The 17,423-nt window shown below is 66.3% G+C and carries 15 protein-coding genes; 1 reads left to right on the top strand and 14 read right to left on the bottom strand.

Going from position 1 to position 17,423, the window contains the following annotated elements:
• Nucleotides 1-42: 42 nt before the first annotated feature.
• From OXS31_RS06610 to leuC, 7 genes are all read right to left on the bottom strand, one after another.
• Nucleotides 43-2,721 carry a FimV/HubP family polar landmark protein gene (locus OXS31_RS06610; protein WP_267398391.1) on the bottom strand — a complete coding sequence of 893 codons (2,679 nt, stop codon included), beginning with the start codon at nucleotides 2,719-2,721 and terminating at the stop codon, nucleotides 43-45.
• A gap of 123 nt (nucleotides 2,722-2,844) precedes the next feature.
• Entirely contained in the window at nucleotides 2,845-3,840 is a 996-nt protein-coding gene (locus tag OXS31_RS06605; RefSeq protein WP_267398390.1) for an aspartate-semialdehyde dehydrogenase, read from the bottom strand.
• A gap of 76 nt (nucleotides 3,841-3,916) precedes the next feature.
• Nucleotides 3,917-5,029 carry an aspartate-semialdehyde dehydrogenase gene (gene asd, locus OXS31_RS06600; protein ID WP_007158663.1) on the bottom strand — a complete coding sequence of 371 codons (1,113 nt, stop codon included), beginning with the start codon at nucleotides 5,027-5,029 and terminating at the stop codon, nucleotides 3,917-3,919.
• 56 nt (nucleotides 5,030-5,085) lie between these two features.
• Complete coding sequence (gene leuB, locus OXS31_RS06595) at nucleotides 5,086-6,168, bottom strand: 3-isopropylmalate dehydrogenase (protein WP_027599659.1); 1,083 nt, start codon at nucleotides 6,166-6,168, stop codon at nucleotides 5,086-5,088.
• A 19-nt stretch (nucleotides 6,169-6,187) separates the two neighbouring features.
• Entirely contained in the window at nucleotides 6,188-6,952 is a 765-nt protein-coding gene (locus OXS31_RS06590) for a methyltransferase domain-containing protein (protein WP_027599660.1), read from the bottom strand.
• A gap of 45 nt (nucleotides 6,953-6,997) precedes the next feature.
• Complete coding sequence (leuD, locus tag OXS31_RS06585) at nucleotides 6,998-7,642, bottom strand: 3-isopropylmalate dehydratase small subunit (RefSeq protein ID WP_074582818.1); 645 nt, start codon at nucleotides 7,640-7,642, stop codon at nucleotides 6,998-7,000.
• Between the two features lie 11 nt (nucleotides 7,643-7,653).
• Entirely contained in the window at nucleotides 7,654-9,078 is a 1,425-nt protein-coding gene (gene leuC, locus OXS31_RS06580; RefSeq protein WP_027602049.1) for a 3-isopropylmalate dehydratase large subunit, read from the bottom strand.
• A gap of 141 nt (nucleotides 9,079-9,219) precedes the next feature.
• Between leuC and OXS31_RS06575 the strand changes: the two genes are divergently transcribed.
• A complete protein-coding gene (locus tag OXS31_RS06575; RefSeq protein ID WP_027602048.1) occupies nucleotides 9,220-10,089 on the top strand; it encodes a LysR family transcriptional regulator in 870 nt (289 codons plus the stop codon).
• 390 nt (nucleotides 10,090-10,479) lie between these two features.
• Here OXS31_RS06575 and OXS31_RS06570 read toward each other — a convergent pair whose 3' ends face one another.
• From OXS31_RS06570 to OXS31_RS06540, 7 genes are all read right to left on the bottom strand, one after another.
• Complete coding sequence (locus tag OXS31_RS06570; RefSeq protein WP_007158669.1) at nucleotides 10,480-10,653, bottom strand: DUF1289 domain-containing protein; 174 nt, start codon at nucleotides 10,651-10,653, stop codon at nucleotides 10,480-10,482.
• Nucleotides 10,654-10,745: 92 nt separating this feature from the next.
• On the bottom strand, nucleotides 10,746-12,146 hold the full coding sequence (locus OXS31_RS06565; protein ID WP_144959002.1) for a carbohydrate porin: 1,401 nt from the start codon (nucleotides 12,144-12,146) through the stop codon (nucleotides 10,746-10,748).
• 64 nt (nucleotides 12,147-12,210) lie between these two features.
• Nucleotides 12,211-13,422: an AGE family epimerase/isomerase gene (locus tag OXS31_RS06560; RefSeq protein ID WP_267398385.1), complete on the bottom strand. Its 1,212-nt coding sequence runs from the start codon at nucleotides 13,420-13,422 to the stop codon at nucleotides 12,211-12,213.
• Nucleotides 13,423-13,462: 40 nt separating this feature from the next.
• Nucleotides 13,463-14,368 (bottom strand): carbohydrate kinase, encoded by a 906-nt coding sequence (locus OXS31_RS06555; protein WP_007158672.1) that lies wholly within the window; start codon nucleotides 14,366-14,368, stop codon nucleotides 13,463-13,465.
• A 128-nt stretch (nucleotides 14,369-14,496) separates the two neighbouring features.
• Nucleotides 14,497-15,597, bottom strand: coding sequence for a sn-glycerol-3-phosphate ABC transporter ATP-binding protein UgpC (gene ugpC, locus OXS31_RS06550; RefSeq protein ID WP_267398383.1), 1,101 nt, complete (start codon nucleotides 15,595-15,597; stop codon nucleotides 14,497-14,499).
• Between the two features lie 11 nt (nucleotides 15,598-15,608).
• Nucleotides 15,609-16,439 (bottom strand): carbohydrate ABC transporter permease, encoded by an 831-nt coding sequence (locus OXS31_RS06545; protein ID WP_007158674.1) that lies wholly within the window; start codon nucleotides 16,437-16,439, stop codon nucleotides 15,609-15,611.
• On the bottom strand, nucleotides 16,432-17,349 hold the full coding sequence (locus tag OXS31_RS06540; RefSeq protein ID WP_074582831.1) for a sugar ABC transporter permease: 918 nt from the start codon (nucleotides 17,347-17,349) through the stop codon (nucleotides 16,432-16,434). The genes OXS31_RS06545 and OXS31_RS06540 overlap by 8 nt, the downstream gene beginning before the upstream one ends.
• Nucleotides 17,350-17,423: the final 74 nt, after the last annotated feature.

Raw genomic sequence — 17,423 nt, 5'->3', positions numbered from 1 at the left:
CAGCTTATAGCGCCTCCCCTCCTCTGCCAAGTCCGGCCAGCCTCAGCTGAGCTGGGCGATGATCTCGCGCGCTTCCTGCTGTTGCCCGGCGTTACCCTCGGCCAGCACCTCGTCGAGGATGTCCCGGGCACCTTCCGGATCGCCCATGTCGATGTAGGCACGCGCCAGGTCCAGCTTGGTGGCGGTCTCGTCTTCGCCTGACAGGAAGTCGAAATCGTCCAGACCATCGCCCCCGGTGGTGCCGCTGGTGGTCTCCGCATCGAACTGGCGGGAGGCCTCCTGCAGGCGGGCGGCGAATTCCTCGTCGCTTTCGCGCTTGGGCGCCGGCTGCTCGTCGTCGAAGTCGGACAGATCGAAACTCGCGGGCAATTCGGCGTCGGTCGTCGAGGCCGCCGGCGGCGCCAGCGGCTCGTCGAAGGCCGAGACCGCACTGGAATCCGCAAGGGGCTCCTCGTGCGCCAGGTCGCCCTGCCGTTCGAATTCGCTGAAGTCCAGGGCGAAGTCGTCGTCCTTGGCGGCGGGAGTCGCCGCCGGGGTGGCCGCGGGTTCGGCATCGAAATTCAGATCGAAGTCGAAATCGTCGCGCGGGTCGGCCGCCTTGGCCTGAGCATCGGCGAAGGCCTCGCCGAACAGCGGCTCCTCGGCCGGACCGGCAGGCTGATGACCCTGGGTGTCCTCGCTGCCGAAGTCATCCAGGGACAGATCGAAGTCCTGGCTGTCTTCGGTGGCCGAGAAGCCCTGGTTGCGGGATTGCTCCTCGCTCAGTTCGTGGGCGGCGGCCAGGGCAGCCGCGCCGACCGCAGCGGAGGCTACCGCGACGGTGGCCATGGCCGGATATCGCGACTTCAGGTGCTCGACCGCCGGCTGGGCGCCGCCGATCTCCTTGAGTTCGCGCTCTTCGCGCTGGAAGCCGTCCTTGTCGCCCATCTCGGCATAGACTTCCATGAGCTTGAGGCGCAGATCGGCGCGATGGGGCTCCTGGTCACTGGCCTTCTTGAGCACCTCGGCCGCCTGGCTGAAGCGACCATAGGCCATGTAGATGTCGGCCTGACCCAGGGCATCGTCCTGGGCATCGGCGTCTCGTGCGGCGTCCTGGGTACCCTGGTTCAATTCCAGGCCGGCGAGCGCGTGGTGATCACCGAGTTCGGGATCGGCGTCGAACACCGTATCGCTGCGCGCGGCTTCGGCGTCGCGCTCACGCTCGGCCTCCTTCACGGCATTGCGGCGCGAGTTGATCATCAGCAGCACCAGCAGCGCCAGTAACGCGCTGCCGCCGATGATGCCCAGCCACAGCGGATTGCTGAGGATCTCGTCGAGGAAACTGTTGGTGGCCTCGGTCGGCTCGGTGGCCGGGGTGCTCGGCGTGACCGGAATGACCTTGGGCTCGCTGGCCGCGGGCGGCGCCGAGCCGGTACCCGCCTCGCTGGCCGGCGGCGTGGTGGCGGGCGCAGGGGTGGCCTCGACCGGCGTGGTCGGGGTCGCTGCCGTCGGCTCCTGGGGCGCCGGCGTGGCGGTGTTCTCGGTCGGCGCAGGCGCGACCGGCGCCGCGGCTTCCGGGGTCGCCGGCGGCTGGGCCGGCTGGCCCGCAGCCTGCGGATTGGCCATGTTGGCCTGCATCCGCGCCAGCTGGGCATCCTTGAGCTGCATGATCTTCTGCAGCTTGTCGAGCTGCGACTGCAGATCGCCCAGGCGGCTCTTGAGTTCTTCGTTCTCGCGGCGGGTGGTGTCCAGGCTTTCCTGGGTCACCGCCAGGCGATCGACGAGGGACTGGTCACCGCCCTTGCCACCGGCGGACTCGCCTGCGCGCCCGGCCGGCTGACCGGAGAGCAGCTTGAGGTTGTCCCTGGGGGCGGCGGCGGCCGGCGCCTCGTTGCCGCTCGGCTGGGCGGAGGCATCCACCTGACGGCGCGGCGTACCGGCTGGCGCGGCGGTGCCGCCCTGCTTCCAGGCGCGGGTCTGGCGAGCGATCTCGGCGACCGCCTCGCGCTGGGGTCGCGTACCGGCCTGGGCCTGATCGGGCAGGCGCAGCACCTGTCCGCTCTTCATCAGATTGATGTTGCGATCGATGAAGGCGTCGGGATTCAGATCCTGGATCGCCAGCATGGTCTGGTCGACGCTGACGCTGGAGGCCGGGCGATTGCGCGCCGCGACTTCCCAGAGGGTGTCGCGCGGCTCGGTGGTGTAGGTGCCAGGCGTCTGGGTCGTACTCGGCGCCGGCGCGGCTGGCGGCGTGGCCGGACGCGGTGCGCTCGGCGTGTTGACGCGTGCTCGCGGCGTGGCCGGGACCTGGGGTGCGAACGGCGCGGCGGCGGCCTGCGGGGTATAGAGCGGCGGATCCAGCAGCACGGTGTACTCGCGCAGGATACGGCCGCTGGGCCAGTTCACTTCCAGCAGGAAGTTGAGATAGGGCTCGCGCACCGGACGCGCCGAGGTCACGCGGATGACGGTGCGCCCGTTGCGCACCTCCGGGGTGAACTTGAGGTCGTTGAGAAAGAAGGCACGGTCGACGCCGGCCTTGCCGAACTCTTCGACGGACGCCAGATTGGGGCGCAAGTCGGCGGTGCCGAGGTCACGCAGGTCCGACAGATCGATGGTGGCATCGAAGGGCTGATTGAGGGCGGAGTTGAGGTGGATCTCCCCCAGGCTGAGCGCCTGGGCCGCGCCAGACATCAAGGCGCTCGCCGCTGCAATTGCCCGCACCAGTTTCTGAACTCGAACCATGACCGTCCCTTTTTAGAAGCTGTCGATCGCGCCACCGTGCGGGCGCCTGTGTCCATCGCTGCGTGCCACGTCCACTGCCCTTTTACTCAAGCCAAAAGGGCGAAGCATTTCACGAAGTATCTTTTAGGCCGACTGTTTAAGCAACAATTCGGCCAGCTGAACGGCCGTCAGTGCCGACAATCTGACATTGTCCGCCACCAGCCAGCATTCCAGCCGTCGCGCATCCCGCGGATGTCGCCGTACTCGCCCCACCAGCACCTCTTCCCGCCCCAGGGCATCGCCGACCGCCGACGGACAATCGACGTCTTCGTCGAGCGCCAGACCCGGCTCGTCACCCAGGGCCTCGAGCACCTGCTCCAGCTGCCATTGCTCCCTGCCCCTCAGACTCAGCGCCAGGCTGTCGCCAAAGAAGACCGGGGCCTGCAGGGCCGTGACATCCAGCACCGGCAAGGTCGCTCCCAGCACCTGCTGACATTCGTCCAGCAGGCGATGTTCCTGGGCAGTATAGCCATCCGCGGCCGGTGCACCGGTGCGACCGAGCAGATTGAAGGCTAGCTGGCCTTCGAACAGCCGGGCCTCCACCGGGCGACCATTGAGCAATTCGGTGGCCTGCCGCGCCAGTTCCTCGACGCCGCCACGGCCGGCGCCGGAGGCCGCCAGGCAAGCGGTCAGGGACGCATCGGTGAGCGCATTCAGGCGGGCCAGCACGGCGCCCACGCTGGCGGCGGCCTGGGCAGCCGCCAGGGGAACGCCGAGCCAGGCGTTCGCCGCGAGGCTGTCCAGGCGTTCGCCATTGATGCGCGGCAGTACGGACAGCGCGGCGGAGGCGCCGCTGAGATCGAGCACGGCGCAACCAGCGGCGGCCAGTTGCGGCCTCAGGCTTTCCACCACGGCGGCGGGCACGGCGAGGATGGCGATGCCGACCTGGGCGAAATCGAAGCCTTCGAGCCCGGTGACGCGCAGGTTGCTGCCTCGGAAGGGCAGATTCTGACCCGCCGACTCACCGCTGGCGAGCAGGTGCAGCCGCCCGAGGGGCACGTCGCGCTCGTCGAGGAGTTCACGAATGGCTTCGCCGTAGGCGCTGGTGGCGCCGACGAGGGCGATATCTCTGGCAGTCATGATGAGGCGTCCGCAACGAAAGAGGGCCGCACTTTACTGGCGGCCCTCCTCCCTAAGCAAACGTTTAGCCGTCGACCTACTGTTCCAGCAGGATCCGAAGCATGCGCCGCAGCGGCTCCGCGGCGCCCCACAGCAGCTGGTCGCCCACGGTGAAGGCGCCCAGGTACTGGGAGCCCATGTTCAGCTTGCGCAGGCGGCCGACCGGCACGCTCAGGGTGCCGGTGACGGCAGCCGGAGTCAGGTCGCGCATGCTGACGTCGCGGTTGTTCGGCACCAGCTTGACCCAGGGGTTGTGCTGGCTGATCAGACCATGGATGTCGGACAGCGGCACGTCCTTGTTGAGCTTGATGGTCAGCGCCTGGCTGTGGCAGCGCATGGCGCCGATGCGCACGCAGATGCCGTCCACGGGAATCGGATTCTTGAAGCGACCGAGGATCTTGTTGGTCTCGGCCTGGGCCTTCCACTCTTCGCGGCTCTGGCCGTTGGGCAGTTCCTTGTCGATCCAGGGAATCAGGCTGCCGGCCAGGGGAACGCCGAACTGCTCGGTGGGGAAGGCTTCGCTGCGCAGGGTCTCGGCGACCTGGCGATCGATGTCCAGGATGGCGCTGGCCGGATCGGCCAGGCTGTCGGCGACGGCGGCGTGGGTGGCGCCCATCTGGCGGATCAGCTCGCGCATGTTCTGCGCACCGGCGCCGGAGGCAGCCTGGTAGGTCATGGCGCTCATCCAGTCCACCAGACCGGCTTCGAACAGGCCGCCCAGGGCCATCAGCATCAGGCTGACGGTGCAGTTGCCGCCGATGAAGTCCTTGCGGCCATCGGCCAGGGCCTGGTCGATGACGCGACGGTTGACCGGGTCCAGCACGATGACGGCGTCATCCTGCATGCGCAGGCTGGAGGCCGCGTCGATCCAGTAGCCTTTCCAGCCGGCCTGGCGCAGCTTGGGGAACACCTCGCTGGTGTAGTCGCCGCCCTGGCAGGTGAGGATGACGTCGAGGGTCTTGAGCTCGTCGATGCTGTAGGCATCCTTGAGCGGCGCCACGCCCTTGCCAATGGCCGGGCCTTCGCCGCCGACGTTGGAGGTGGTGAAGAACACGGGCTCGATCAAGTCGAAATCCCGCTCTTCGAGCATGCGCTGCATGAGCACGGAGCCCACCATGCCACGCCAACCGATCAGACCTACACGTTTCATCGCTACTGCACCTTTGTTGTCTTGAGGACGGCCGCCTCCCCTGGCGGCCGATCAGATTAACGCCTAACGAGCGCCGCTACTACTGCTTCGCCCATCTCGCGGGTACCGACCCGCTGCTTGCCTTCCGACCAGATGTCGCCGGTCCGCAGGCCCTGGTCCAGCACCTGGCCCACAGCCGCCTCGATGGCCTCGGCCGCCGCGGCGGCACCGAAGGTGTATCTGAGCATCATGGCCACCGAGAGGATGGTGGCCAGCGGGTTGGCGACGCCCTGGCCGGCGATGTCGGGCGCCGAGCCGTGGCAGGGTTCGTACATGCCCTTGTTGTGCGCATCCAGGGACGCCGAGGGCAGCATGCCGATGGAACCGGTCAGCATCGAGGCCTCGTCGGAGAGGATGTCGCCGAACATGTTGTCGGTGACGATGACGTCGAACTGCTTGGGCGCGCGGACCAGCTGCATGGCGGCGTTGTCGACGTACATGTGGCTGAGTTCGACGTCCGGATAGTCCTTGGCCACCTCCTCCACCACTTCGCGCCACAGGCGGCTGGATTCGAGCACGTTGGCCTTGTCCACCGAGCACAGCTTGCGGCCCCGCAGGCGGGCCATGTCGAAGCCGACGCGGGCGATGCGGCGGATCTCGCCTTCGCTGTACGGCAGGGTATCGAAGGCCTGGCGCTCGCCGTTCTCCAGCACCCGGGTCTCGCGCGGCGAGCCGAAGTAGATGCCACCGGTCAGCTCGCGGACGATGAGGATGTCCAGGCCGGAGACCACTTCCGGCTTGAGGGTCGAGGCTTCGGCCAGTTGCGGATAGAGGATGGCCGGACGGAGGTTGCCGAACAGGCCCAGGGCGGAACGGATCTTCAGCAGACCGCGCTCGGGACGGATGTCGCGCTCGAGCTTGTCCCACTTGGGACCGCCCACGGCGCCCAGCAGCACGGCGTCGGCGGCGCGGGCACGCGCCAGGGTCTCATCGGCCAGGGGCACGCCGTAACGGTCGATGGCGGCGCCGCCCAGGTCGTCATGAACCAGTTCGAAGCCGAGGTCATGGTCGCGGTTGACCGCTTCCAGCACCTTGACCGCCTCGGCCATGATTTCCGGACCGATGCCGTCGCCCGGCAGGATGAGGATCTGCTTGCTCATTGTCTTTTCCTGTTCCAAATCAGATGGGCTGGGCCCAGAGAACCATGACGTCGACGGTGAAGGAGCCGTCGCGGTCGATTTCGAAATACTGGCGCACTTCCTGGCCGATCTTGCTCTGCAGGCTGCGGATGGCCTGGCACTGTGGCTCGGGGGTGCGCATGCGCGCAGTCCAGCTGGCGAAGTCCAGGCGCAGGCGCTGGCGACGGCAACGGGTCACGCCGAGGCGCGCCATGTCCAGCAGGCGGTGCCACTCGGCGAAGGAATAGTTACGCACGTGGCTGATGTCGCGCAGGATCTCCACCGTCTGCAGGTAGGTATCCAGGCGCGGGTTGGCTGGCGAGATCACGTCGATGATGGCCATCTCGCCGCCATGGCGCAGTACCCGGCGCACTTCGCGCAGGGCAGCACCGATGTCGCGCCAGTGGTGCGCCGAATAGCGGCTGAAGACGAAGTCGAAGCTGGCGTCGCCAAACGGCAGGTGCTCGGCCATGCCGGGCTGGACGCTGATGTTGTCCAGGCCCTGCTCGGCCGCGCTGCGCTTGACCACCGAGAGCATTTCCTCCGCCAGGTCCAGGGCGACAACCTGCCCGGCCACGGGCGCCACGTTGTAGCTGACGTGACCGCCACCGCAGCCGAGATCCAGCACCTTGGCGCCTTCGCGCTGGGCCACGGCGTCGCGCAGTTCGAGGAGTTCGGCGCCCTGCGCATGGACGGCACTGGTCAGATAGGCCTCGGCGGTGGCGCCGAATTGCTGCTGTACGTGTTGCTCGTGGTCACCGCTCATGGAGCCTCCGGAAAGAGCGCCGACCTCGCGGGCCGGCGACTGGGTTCAGGCGCTGGGGAACATCCAGGGACTGCTCTGGCGATAGCGGTCTTCGAAACTCGCGATGGCGTCGGCATCCTGCAGGGTCAGGCCGATGTCGTCCAGGCCATTGAGCAGGCAGTGCTTGCGGAAGGCATCGATCTCGAAGGACAGCGCCACGCCATCGGGACGGCGCACGGTCTGGCTCTCGAGATCGACCACCAGCCGGTAGCCCTCGCTGGCTTCGACCTGGCGGAACAGCTCGTCGACGTCGGCATCGCTGAGGATGATCGGCAAGAGGCCGTTCTTGAAGCTGTTGTTGAAGAAGATGTCGGCGAAGCTCGGCGCGATCACCGAGCGGAAGCCGTAGCCATCCAGCGCCCAGGGCGCGTGCTCGCGGCTGGAACCGCAGCCGAAGTTCTCGCGGGCCAGGAGGATGCTGGCGCCCTGGTAGCGCGGCTGGTTGAGCACGAACTCGGGATTCAGCGGACGCTTGCTGTGGTCCTGGCCGGGCTGGCCGACGTCCAGGTAGCGCCACTCGTCGAACAGGTTGGGGCCGAAGCCGGTGCGCTTGATCGACTTCAAGAATTGCTTGGGAATGATCTGGTCGGTGTCGACGTTGGCGCGATCCAGGGGTGCGACCAAACCGGTGTGCTGGGTAAAGGCTTGCATGGTCAGGTTCCTCAGGCGTTGGCGAAGTCGCGGACGTCGACGAAACGACCGGCGATGGCGGCGGCGGCGGCCATCGCCGGGCTCACCAGGTGGGTACGGCCACCGGCGCCCTGGCGGCCTTCGAAGTTGCGGTTGGAGGTGGAGGCGCAGTGCTCGCCACTCTCCAGGCGGTCGGCGTTCATCGCCAGGCACATGGAGCAACCCGGCTCGCGCCATTCGAAACCGGCTTCGATGAACACCTTGTCCAGGCCTTCACGCTCGGCCTGGGCCTTGACCAGGCCGGAGCCCGGCACCACCAGCGCCTGCTTGAGGGTGGCGGCGACCTTGCGGCCCTTGGCCACGGCGGCGGCGGCGCGCAGGTCTTCGATGCGGGAGTTGGTGCAGGAGCCGATGAAGACGCGGTCCAGCACGATGTCGGTGATCGGCTGGTTGGCCTTGAGGCCCATGTACTTCAGGGCGCGCTCGATGGAACCGCGCTTGACCGGATCGGCTTCGCGAGCCGGGTCCGGTACCTGCTGGTCGACGGCCAGGACCATCTCCGGCGAGGTGCCCCAGCTGACCTGCGGCTTGAGCTGGGCGGCGTCGAGTTCGACCACGGTGTCGAAGTGGGCATCGGCATCGGACACCAGGCCGCGCCACTGGGCGACGGCGGCTTCCCAGACGGCGCCGGTGGGCGCGAAGGGACGGCCCTCGACGTAGTCGATGGTGGTCTGATCCACCGCGACCATGCCGACCCGGGCACCGGCCTCGATGGACATGTTGCAGATGGTCATGCGGCCTTCCATGGACAGGGCGCGAATGGCGCTGCCGGCGAATTCGATGGCATGGCCGTTACCGCCGGCGGTGCCGATCTTGCCGATGACGGCGAGCACGATGTCCTTGGCGGTGACGCCGAAGGGCAATTCACCCTCCACCAACACCCGCATGTTCTTCATCTTCTTGGCCACCAGGCACTGGGTGGCGAGCACGTGCTCGACCTCGGAAGTGCCGATGCCATGGGCCAGGGCACCGAAGGCGCCGTTGGTGGAGGTGTGGGAGTCACCGCAGACCACGGTCATGCCGGGCAGCACGGCGCCCTGCTCCGGGCCGATCACGTGGACGATGCCCTGGCGGACGTCGTTCATCTTGAATTGAGTGACGCCGAAGTCGTCGCAGTTCTCGTCCAGGGTGCGGACCTGGATGCGCGAGATCTCGTCCTTGATGGAGTCGAGGCCTTCCTTGCGATCGGGGGTGGTCGGCACGTTGTGATCGGGGGTAGCCAGGTTGGCGTCCAGACGCCAAGGCTTGCGGCCGGCCAGACGCAGGCCTTCGAAAGCCTGGGGCGAGGTCACTTCGTGGATGATGTGGCGGTCGATGTAGAGCAGCGCGGAACCGTCGTCGCGCTGCTTGACCAGGTGCATATCCCAGAGTTTGTCGTAGAGCGTCTTGCCAGCCATGGATCGATTCCTCATCAGGCGTGGAACGGCACGGGCCTTTGCATGCCCTTGGTGCTTGTGGGGTCAAAGATACCGCGCTAGGCTCGCATGAAACAAATTCATCTTTTTCATGAAGCGCATAACCAACAGGAATTCGACGTCTTGGATCTCGCCAATCTGAATGCCTTCGTCGCAGTGGCCGAAACCGGCGGCTTTTCCGATGCGGGCGAGCGGCTGCACCTGACCCAGCCGGCGGTGAGCAAGCGCATCGCCGCCCTGGAGCTGCAGCTGGGGCTGCGGCTGTTCGACCGCATCGGGCGCGAGGTCAGCCTGACCGAGGCGGGACGCGCCCTGCTCCCCCGCGCCTACCAGATTCTAGGCGTGATCGATGACACCCGGCGTGCCCTGACCAATCTCAATGGTGCCATCGGCGGCCGGCTGACGCTGGCGACCAGTCACCACATCGGCCTGCACCGGCTGCCGCCGATCCTCAGGCGCTTCACCCGGGACTATCCCGACGTCGCCCTGGATATCCGCTTTCTCGATTCGGAAGCGGCCTACGACGAGATCCTGCATGGGCGGGTGGAGCTGGCGATCATCACCCTGGCACCCCAGACCGCGGCGCCGATCAAGGCGGTGCCGGTGTGGAGCGATCCGCTGGATTTCGTGGCGGCGCCCGAACATCCGCTGGCGAACCAGGCGGAGGTCACCCTGGCCGACGTGGCGCGGCATCCGGCGGTGTTTCCCGGTGGCAACACCTTTACCCGGCTGATCGTGCATGGGCTGTTCGATGCCCAGGGGCTGACACCCAATATCGCCATGAGCACCAACTACCTGGAGACCATCAAGATGCTGGTGTCCATCGGCCTGGCCTGGAGCGTGCTGCCGCGTACCCTGCTGGACGACCAGGTCCGTCGCCTGCCGTTGCCGGGGATACAGCTGGAACGCCGGCTGGGGTACATCCTGCACACTGAGCGCACCCATTCGAATGCGGCGCAGGCGTTCATGGGGTTGCTGGATGAGGCGGGTTGAGCCGTGATTGGGGACTAGCCGTGCCTGAGATCGCGGCCATGGGCCGCTCCTACAGGCAGGCTCTGTACTCATAGATACGTAGCGTGGAGACGGCACAGCCTTTTCCGCAAGGGGGGGTTTGATGGCGAGGAGCGCCCTCACCCCAACCCTCTCCCCAAGGGAGAGGGGGCTATCCGAGTAGGTGTTCAACTCCAGCAGCGCGGGCTCGACCTGGGCTGGATGTCTTCATCGCGGCCATGGCGGTCCGCCGATTCGGCCGCTCCTGTAATTCGGCCTGTGCTGTAGGAGCGGCCCATGGCCGCGATCAGCCGGCACTCGCATAAGGCACGCGGCCCGGCATTGTCGAGCTTCGCGGCGCTCAGACCAACCTACGGCGCCGTCAGGAACGCATCAGCCCTTCTTGAGCTTCTTCAGGCGCTTCCTGGACTTGTCGATGACTTCCTTGCGCTCCTTGTCCTTCAATTCCTTCCATCCCTTGATCTCTGAGCGTTTGCGGCCACATCCCTGGCAGACTTCGTCCTTGATCTTGCATTGGCTGATGCAGGGACTTTCGACCTTACCCACGGCAACCTCGGAAATGAAAAAGGCCCTGCAGTATAACCACTGCAGGGCCCTGTCCAGCGCCATCCGGCAGGATGGCGGGCTATGGGGGCGATTTAGAAAACCGCTTGAACCTTCAGGCCGCCGACCACGGCATTGTCGACTTCACGCACGCCACCCGGGCTCTTGATGTACTGGATGTTGGGGCGCACGGTCAGCCAGTTGGTCACGTGCACGCCGTAGTAAAGCTCGGCGTCGTACTCGTTGTGCTGCAGGGGCGTGTAGGCCGGATCGTCGTAGTCGGTGGCACCGGCGGCCTGGTTGAGGGCGCGCTGGTTGTCGCGGAAGTCGCTGTTGGTGCTGATGCGCGCGACGCCGAAGCCGATGTCATCCTTGGGACGACCATCGAAGGGGCCCTTGTACACCAGGCCGGCCTGGACGTAGTTGCTGACCTTGTTGACGTCCTTGGCATGGGCGGTGAAGTTGGCGAAGACCGACAGGCCGCGACTCGGGTCATCGTTGTGCGCGGTGATCTGCTGACGCGCCACGACCCAGTAGCCGTGCTTGCTGGAGTGCTCCTTGTAATCCAGCCCGGTGAGGGCGGCGGAATTGCCGTTGACGTCTTCGTAGACGTCGTTGGCCTTGGCGGTGCTGTAGTAGTAGCCGACGCGGTATTCGCCCGGCAGGCCGTTGACCTTGGGCGACCAGACCATTTCTACCGGCAGGACCGCACCCTTGGTGCCGCTGCCGTTGAGCTTGAAGCCGTTGCCGGTTTCCAGCAGCGACGGATTCTGCTCGTAGGCGCCGACCTGGACGAACAGCTCGGGGGTCAGGCTGTACTTGACGCGCAGGGCCCACTGGCTGACCGGCCAGTTGTACCAGACGCCTTCCCAGTTGCCGACCTGGGAGCCGCAGAACGCCAGGTTCTGGAAGTCGCACTCGAAGGAGTTGAAGTCCTCGCCCTCGCCGAAGCGACCGGCCTTGATGTCCAGACGGCCATCGAAGAAGCCCTTGGACAGCCACAGCTGGGTCAGACGCCAGGTCTGACCACGGCCATAGACTTCCTGCACCGAGGAGTAGCCGCCGACGCGCGGATCGGTGATGCGGTCGTCGGTCAGGTTACGGCCGTCACGGGAGGTGATGGCCAGCTTGAACACCGAGTTCTCCCAGCCGGCGATCTTGTTCATGTCGCCCCAGAGCCCGAACATGTACTGGGAGCTCCAGCGCCCGGTGCGGTCGTCGTCGTAACCGCCACGCAGGTTGGTCGCGCCCTCGCCGACGTATTCGAGCTTGATGTCCCAGCCCTTGTCGCGCAGGTCCTTGCGCACGCCACCCCAGTCACCGGTCATGGTGTTGCCCAGCGGCTCGAAGGCGGCCTCGGTGTTGTTGACGCCACTGAAGTTGCCACCCGGGTTGGCCTGGGGCGCCGCCTGGGCACCCGCGGCGACCGCCAGGGCCAGCAGCGACACCAGGGGCAGTGCGCGCCCCGGACGATTCTTGTGGTTTTGCTTGTTCATTACTGAGATCCCTTTTTATTGAAGTGATGACACCCCGGGTGCCCGAAACCCGCGTCTCTAATACTTACGGCAGGACGTTGAGGACTTCGTAACAGGCACCCATGGTGTGATAGTCGACCTTGCCGGCCGGACTCTTGTCGTCGGAGTACTTTTGGTTCCGACGGTCGAGCAGGCGCCACCACGCGCCGTGCTCGTGATCGATGAAATGCGTCCAGCTGTAGCGCCAGAGCGCCTCATAGTGTTCCCAGTAGCGCGCCTCGCCACTGCGCTCCGCGAGCAGCGCCGCGGCGGCCAGGGCTTCGGCCTGCACCCAGAAATACTTGTCCGGATCGCAGGGCGAGCCGTCCGGGGCGAAGCCGTAGTAGAGACCGCCGTGCTCGCTATCCCAACTCAGGCGCCAGGAGATGTCGAACAGCGCCTGGGCGCGCGGCAGCAGCCAGGGCTGCGGGCGATGACGCTCGAGGATGAGCAGCAGCTTGGCCCATTCGATCTGGTGCCCCGGCTGGAAACCCCAGGGCCGGAACAGGTTGGCCGGATCGTCGCGGTTGTAGTCCCAGTCGATGGACCAGTCGCTGTGGTAGTGCTCCCAGACCAGGCCGCCGGGGACCTCGTCGGCCACCCCGCCCTGCCCCAGGGTCAGTGCGGCCTGGCGCTGGGTCATGTTGCGCGCCAGGGTCTCGGCGCGGTCCAGGTAGCGCACCTCGCCACTGGCTTCGAAGGCGGCCAGGAGGGCTTCGCAGGCGTGCATGTTGGCGTTCTGGCCGCGATACGGCGCCACGGTCTGCCAGTCGGCGCTGATCTCGTCGACATAGAGGCCATCGGCTTCGCGCCAGAAATGGGTCTCCAGGGATTCCCAGGCTTCGCTCAGCCAGCCGCGGGCTTCCTCGATGCCGGCCTGCAAGCCGTGGGCATAGGCCAGCACCACGAAGGCCAGGCCATAGCAGTGATTGGTGCCATCCACCACGGTGTCGCCGTCGAGCAGCCAGGCATAGCCGCCATTGGCCTGGCGATGCCGCTCGCGCAGGTATCTCAGGCCATGGCGGGTCGCGTCCAGAAAGGCCGGATCGCCATAGTGCCGGTAGGCCATGGCGAAATCGAAGACGAAGCGGGTGCTGGAGACCAGATGGCGGGTCTGGCTGTCGTAGACCGTGCCGTCGTCCTTGAAGAAGTGATAGAAGCCGCCTTGCCGATCGACACAGCGGGGATGGTAGAACGCCAGGGTGTGGCGGACGTGCTCCAGCAGGGTGTCGCGACGACGAAAATCGGGGAAGTCCATCGGGTTTCCTTGGCGGCTATTGTTGTTGTGGGAACGCGGTCTAGAGGGGGCTCACCTGCAGCAGGGCTTCGACGTCGGCGCGGGTCGGCGCATAGGCGCCGGCATGGCGGCAGGACACCGAGGCACTGGCCGCGGCGAATCTCAGGCGCTGCTGCAGATCGGTCAGGCCCAGCAGGCCGGAGGCCAGCCAGCCGGCCATGCAGGCGTCGCCGGCACCCACGGTGTCGGCCACGTCCACGGCGATGGCGGCCTGCTGCCACTCGCCTTCCGGCGTATAGAGCACCAGGCCGTGTTCGCCGCGGGTGAAGAGGATGCGGGCGTGGGGATTGAGGGCGCGCAATTCGTCCAGCGCGGCACGCTCGTCCAGGCCCGGATAGATCTGGCGGATGTCTTCGTCGGACAGCTTGATGTCGTCGGCCAGGCGCACCAGCTCGGGAAAGGTCTGCTGGCGATAGCGATCGTCCATCAGGTTGCGCCAGTTGGGGTCGTAGCTCAGGCGCTTGCCGGCGGCCTTGGCCTGACGGGCCAGGTCCAGCAGGGTGTCGGCCAGCGGATAGCGGGCCAGGCTGATGCAGCTGAAATGGCAGACCTCGGCGGCCTCCAGCCAGCCTTCGGGCAGCAGCGCCGGATCGAACTGGAGATCGGCTTCGCCAGCGAAGAAATAGCGCGGCGGACGACTCGACGGCACGATGGCCACCAGCGGATCGGCGGCGACGCGCTGCAGGAAGCGGGTATCGAGGCCGGCGGTTTCCGACTGCCAGGCGATCTCGTCACCCAGACCGTCCTGGCTGATGGCGCCGCCAAAGGCGCTTTCCACGCCCAGCCGGGCCAGGCCACGCGCCACGTTCCAGGGGGCACCGCCCGGGTAACCCCGCCATTCGCCAGGATTACCCTGGACGATGTCGGTGAGGGCTTCGCCAAAGACCACAACGCGGGGTAGTGCCATTGTTGTTCTCCTGTCTGTCACGGCGGCCGGAGCTGCACTCCTGGCCTCTGGTAGGGCCGCGACCCGACGTCAGGCGCGGCGGCGGGCGGACCTTACCATTGCTGTAACGTTTCAGCCATGAGCTCCGTTCAAGAAAGTCGGCGACCGCTCGCAGGATCGAACAGCACCGCCCGTCGCGAATCGATCCGCCACAGCACCTGGTCGCCGGCCCGCGGCGCTTCACCCGGGGCCACCCGGCAGCAGACCTTGGTGCCGTTCCACTCGGCATACAGCAGGGTATCGGGACCGGTCGGCTCGACCACCTGGATCCGCGTCAGGATGCCTGGCACGGCGTTGTCCGCCGGATGCGCCGACTGGATCTGCTCCGGGCGCACCCCAAGGATAGCCTCTCGCCCCGCGAGCGCTGGATCCAGATCGGGCAGGTCCACCTGGCTGTCGCCGATATCACCGGTGACGCGGGCGACCACCCTGCCCTCGCGCGCTTCCAGGCGCACCGGCACGAAGTTCATCGGCGGCGAACCGATGAAACTGGCGACGAACAGATTGGCAGGGTCGTTGTAGATCTCCTCGGGGGTGCCGAATTGCTGCACCTCGCCGTCCTTCATCACCGCGACGCGATCGCCCAGGGTCATGGCTTCGATTTGGTCGTGGGTGACGTAGACGGTGGTGGTCTGCAGGCGCTGGTGCATCAGCTTGATCTCGGTGCGCATCTCCACCCGCAACTTGGCGTCGAGGTTGGACAGCGGCTCGTCGAACAGATAAAGCTTGGGCCGGCGCGCCAGGGCGCGGCCCATGGCCACCCGCTGCTGCTGGCCACCGGAGAGCTGCGCCGGCTTGCGCTCGAGCAGATGCTCGATCTGCAGGAGCTTGCTGACCCGCGCCACCTCGGCGTCGATCTGCTCCTTGGGCGTCTTGCGGATCTTCAGGCCGAAGGCGATGTTCTCGCGCACGGTCATGGTCGGATACAGGGCGTAGGACTGGAACACCATGGCGATATCCCGGTCCTTGGGCTCGACCTGGGTGACGTCCTCGCCGTCCAGGCAGATGGCGCCGCTGCTGATTTCTTCGAGGCCGGCGATGGCGTTCATCAGGGTGGATTTGCCGCAGCCGGAGGGCCCCACCAGGATGAGGAACTGGCCGGCGTCGATGCGGATGTCGATGCCCTTGAGGGCTTCCTGGGCGGCGTTGCCGTAGGTCTTGCGTACGCTTTTGAGTTCGAGAGCTGCCATGGTGGCCTTCCTTATCCTTTGACCACGCCCGAGGTCAGGCCCCGGACGAAATACTTACCCGCGAAGATGTAGACCAACAGCGTCGGCAACGCGGCGATCATGGCGGCCGCCATGTCGACGTTGTATTCCTTGGCGCCGGTGCTGGTGTTGACCAGGTTGTTCAGGGCGACGGTGATGGGCTGCGACGAGCCGCTGGCGAACACCACGCCGAACAGGAAGTCGTTCCACACCTGGGTGAATTGCCAGATCAGGCTGACCATCACGATGGGCGTGGACAGCGGCAGCAGGATCTTGAAGAAGATGGTGAAGAAGCCCGCCCCGTCCAGCCGCGCCGCCTTGATCAGGGCATCGGGGATGCCCACGTAGTAGTTGCGGAAGAACAGCGTGGTGAAGGCCAGGCCGTAGATCACGTGCACCAGCACCAGGCCGGCGGTGGTGTTGGCCAGGCCCAGCTGGCCGAGGGTGAAGGACATCGGCAGCAGGATCACCTGAAAGGGAATGAAGCAGCCGAACAGCAGCAGGCTGAACAGCAGATTCGACCCGCGGAACTGCCACTTCGACAGGGCGTAGCCGTTGAGCGCGCCGATGAAGGTGGAGATGAGCACCGCCGGGACGGTGATCATGAAGGAGTTCCAGAAGTAGCTGTGCACCACGTCCCAGGCCTTGAGCCAGCCGATGATCGTCCAATCCAGGGGCAGGCTCAGCAGGTTGCCGGTGCGGACGTCGTCCGGGGTCTTGAAGCTGGTCAGCAGCATCACCAGCAACGGCACCAGATAGACCGCGCAGGCGATGATCAGGGTGGCGTGGATGGCCACGCGATTGACGTTCAGAGCCTTAGCCATTTCGCTTGCTCCGCAATTCCGAGTAGAGGTAGGGCACCAGCACCGCCAGCACTGCGCCGAGCATCAGCACCGCACTGGCTGAACCCAGGCCCATCTGGCCACGGGTGAAGGTGTGCTGGTACATGAACACCGCTGGCAGGTCCGAGGCGTAACCGGGGCCGCCCGCGGTCATGGCCATCACCAGGTCGAAGCTCTTGATGGCGATGTGGGCAAGGATCATCACCGCGCTGAAGAACACCGGCCGCAGGCTGGGCAGGACGATGCGCAGGTAGATGGTCGGCAGCCCTGCCCCGTCGACCTGGGCGGCTCTGAGGATGGAGGAATCCACGCCGCGCAGGCCGGCGAGGAACATGGCCATGACGAAGCCCGAGGCCTGCCAGAGGGCGGCGATCAGCAGGCAATAGATGACCCGGTCGGGATCCACCAGCCAGTCGAAGCGAAAGCCCTCCCAGCCCCAGTCGCGCAAGAGCTTGTCCAGCCCCATGCCGGGGTTGAGCAACCACTTCCAGGCGGTGCCGGTGACGATCATCGACAGCGCCATGGGATAGAGGTAGATGGTGCGGATGAAGCCTTCGCGGCGGATGCGCTGGTCCAGCAGGATGGCGAAGAAGACGCCGATGGCCAGGCTGAGCAGGATGAACAGGCCACCGAAGATCGCCAGGTTCTTGCAGGCCACCAGCCAGCGATCGTTTTCCAGCAGCCGCGCGTACTGGGCGAAGCCGGCGAAATTGTAGCTGGGCAGGAAGCGCGAGTTGGTAAAGGAGATCACCGCCGTCCACAGCATGTAGCCATAGAGGCAGACGACCATGGCGATGGCCGTGGGCGCCAGCACCAGCTTGGGCAGCAGGCGCTGCAGCCGGTCCGGACGTCGACTGACGGTCGCGACGGGAAGGGTTTCGGTAAGAGCCATGGGGCGCTCCCAAGGGGTGGTATTATTTTTATGGAGCTGGCCGGTCTCAGAATGCATCGCGGCACAGCACCTGG

The sequence above is a fragment of the Pseudomonas sp. GM_Psu_1 genome, from assembly GCF_026544185.1.
In the GTDB taxonomy this organism is placed as follows: domain Bacteria; phylum Pseudomonadota; class Gammaproteobacteria; order Pseudomonadales; family Pseudomonadaceae; genus Chryseomonas; species Chryseomonas oryzihabitans.
The sequence above is the reverse complement of the archived record's forward strand: the minus strand, read 5'-3'. Positions and strand labels throughout refer to the sequence as shown.

Coding starts and splice junctions, on each gene's coding strand:
- OXS31_RS06610 (WP_267398391.1), bottom strand. CDS start 2,721: ATGGTTCGAGTTCAGAAACTGGTGCGGGCAATTGCAGCGGCGAGCGCC.
- OXS31_RS06605 (WP_267398390.1), bottom strand. CDS start 3,840: ATGACTGCCAGAGATATCGCCCTCGTCGGCGCCACCAGCGCCTACGGC.
- asd (WP_007158663.1), bottom strand. CDS start 5,029: ATGAAACGTGTAGGTCTGATCGGTTGGCGTGGCATGGTGGGCTCCGTG.
- leuB (WP_027599659.1), bottom strand. CDS start 6,168: ATGAGCAAGCAGATCCTCATCCTGCCGGGCGACGGCATCGGTCCGGAA.
- OXS31_RS06590 (WP_027599660.1), bottom strand. CDS start 6,952: ATGAGCGGTGACCACGAGCAACACGTACAGCAGCAATTCGGCGCCACC.
- leuD (WP_074582818.1), bottom strand. CDS start 7,642: ATGCAAGCCTTTACCCAGCACACCGGTTTGGTCGCACCCCTGGATCGC.
- leuC (WP_027602049.1), bottom strand. CDS start 9,078: ATGGCTGGCAAGACGCTCTACGACAAACTCTGGGATATGCACCTGGTC.
- OXS31_RS06565 (WP_144959002.1), bottom strand. CDS start 12,146: ATGAACAAGCAAAACCACAAGAATCGTCCGGGGCGCGCACTGCCCCTG.
- OXS31_RS06560 (WP_267398385.1), bottom strand. CDS start 13,422: ATGGACTTCCCCGATTTTCGTCGTCGCGACACCCTGCTGGAGCACGTC.
- OXS31_RS06555 (WP_007158672.1), bottom strand. CDS start 14,368: ATGGCACTACCCCGCGTTGTGGTCTTTGGCGAAGCCCTCACCGACATC.
- ugpC (WP_267398383.1), bottom strand. CDS start 15,597: ATGGCAGCTCTCGAACTCAAAAGCGTACGCAAGACCTACGGCAACGCC.
- OXS31_RS06545 (WP_007158674.1), bottom strand. CDS start 16,439: ATGGCTAAGGCTCTGAACGTCAATCGCGTGGCCATCCACGCCACCCTG.
- OXS31_RS06540 (WP_074582831.1), bottom strand. CDS start 17,349: ATGGCTCTTACCGAAACCCTTCCCGTCGCGACCGTCAGTCGACGTCCG.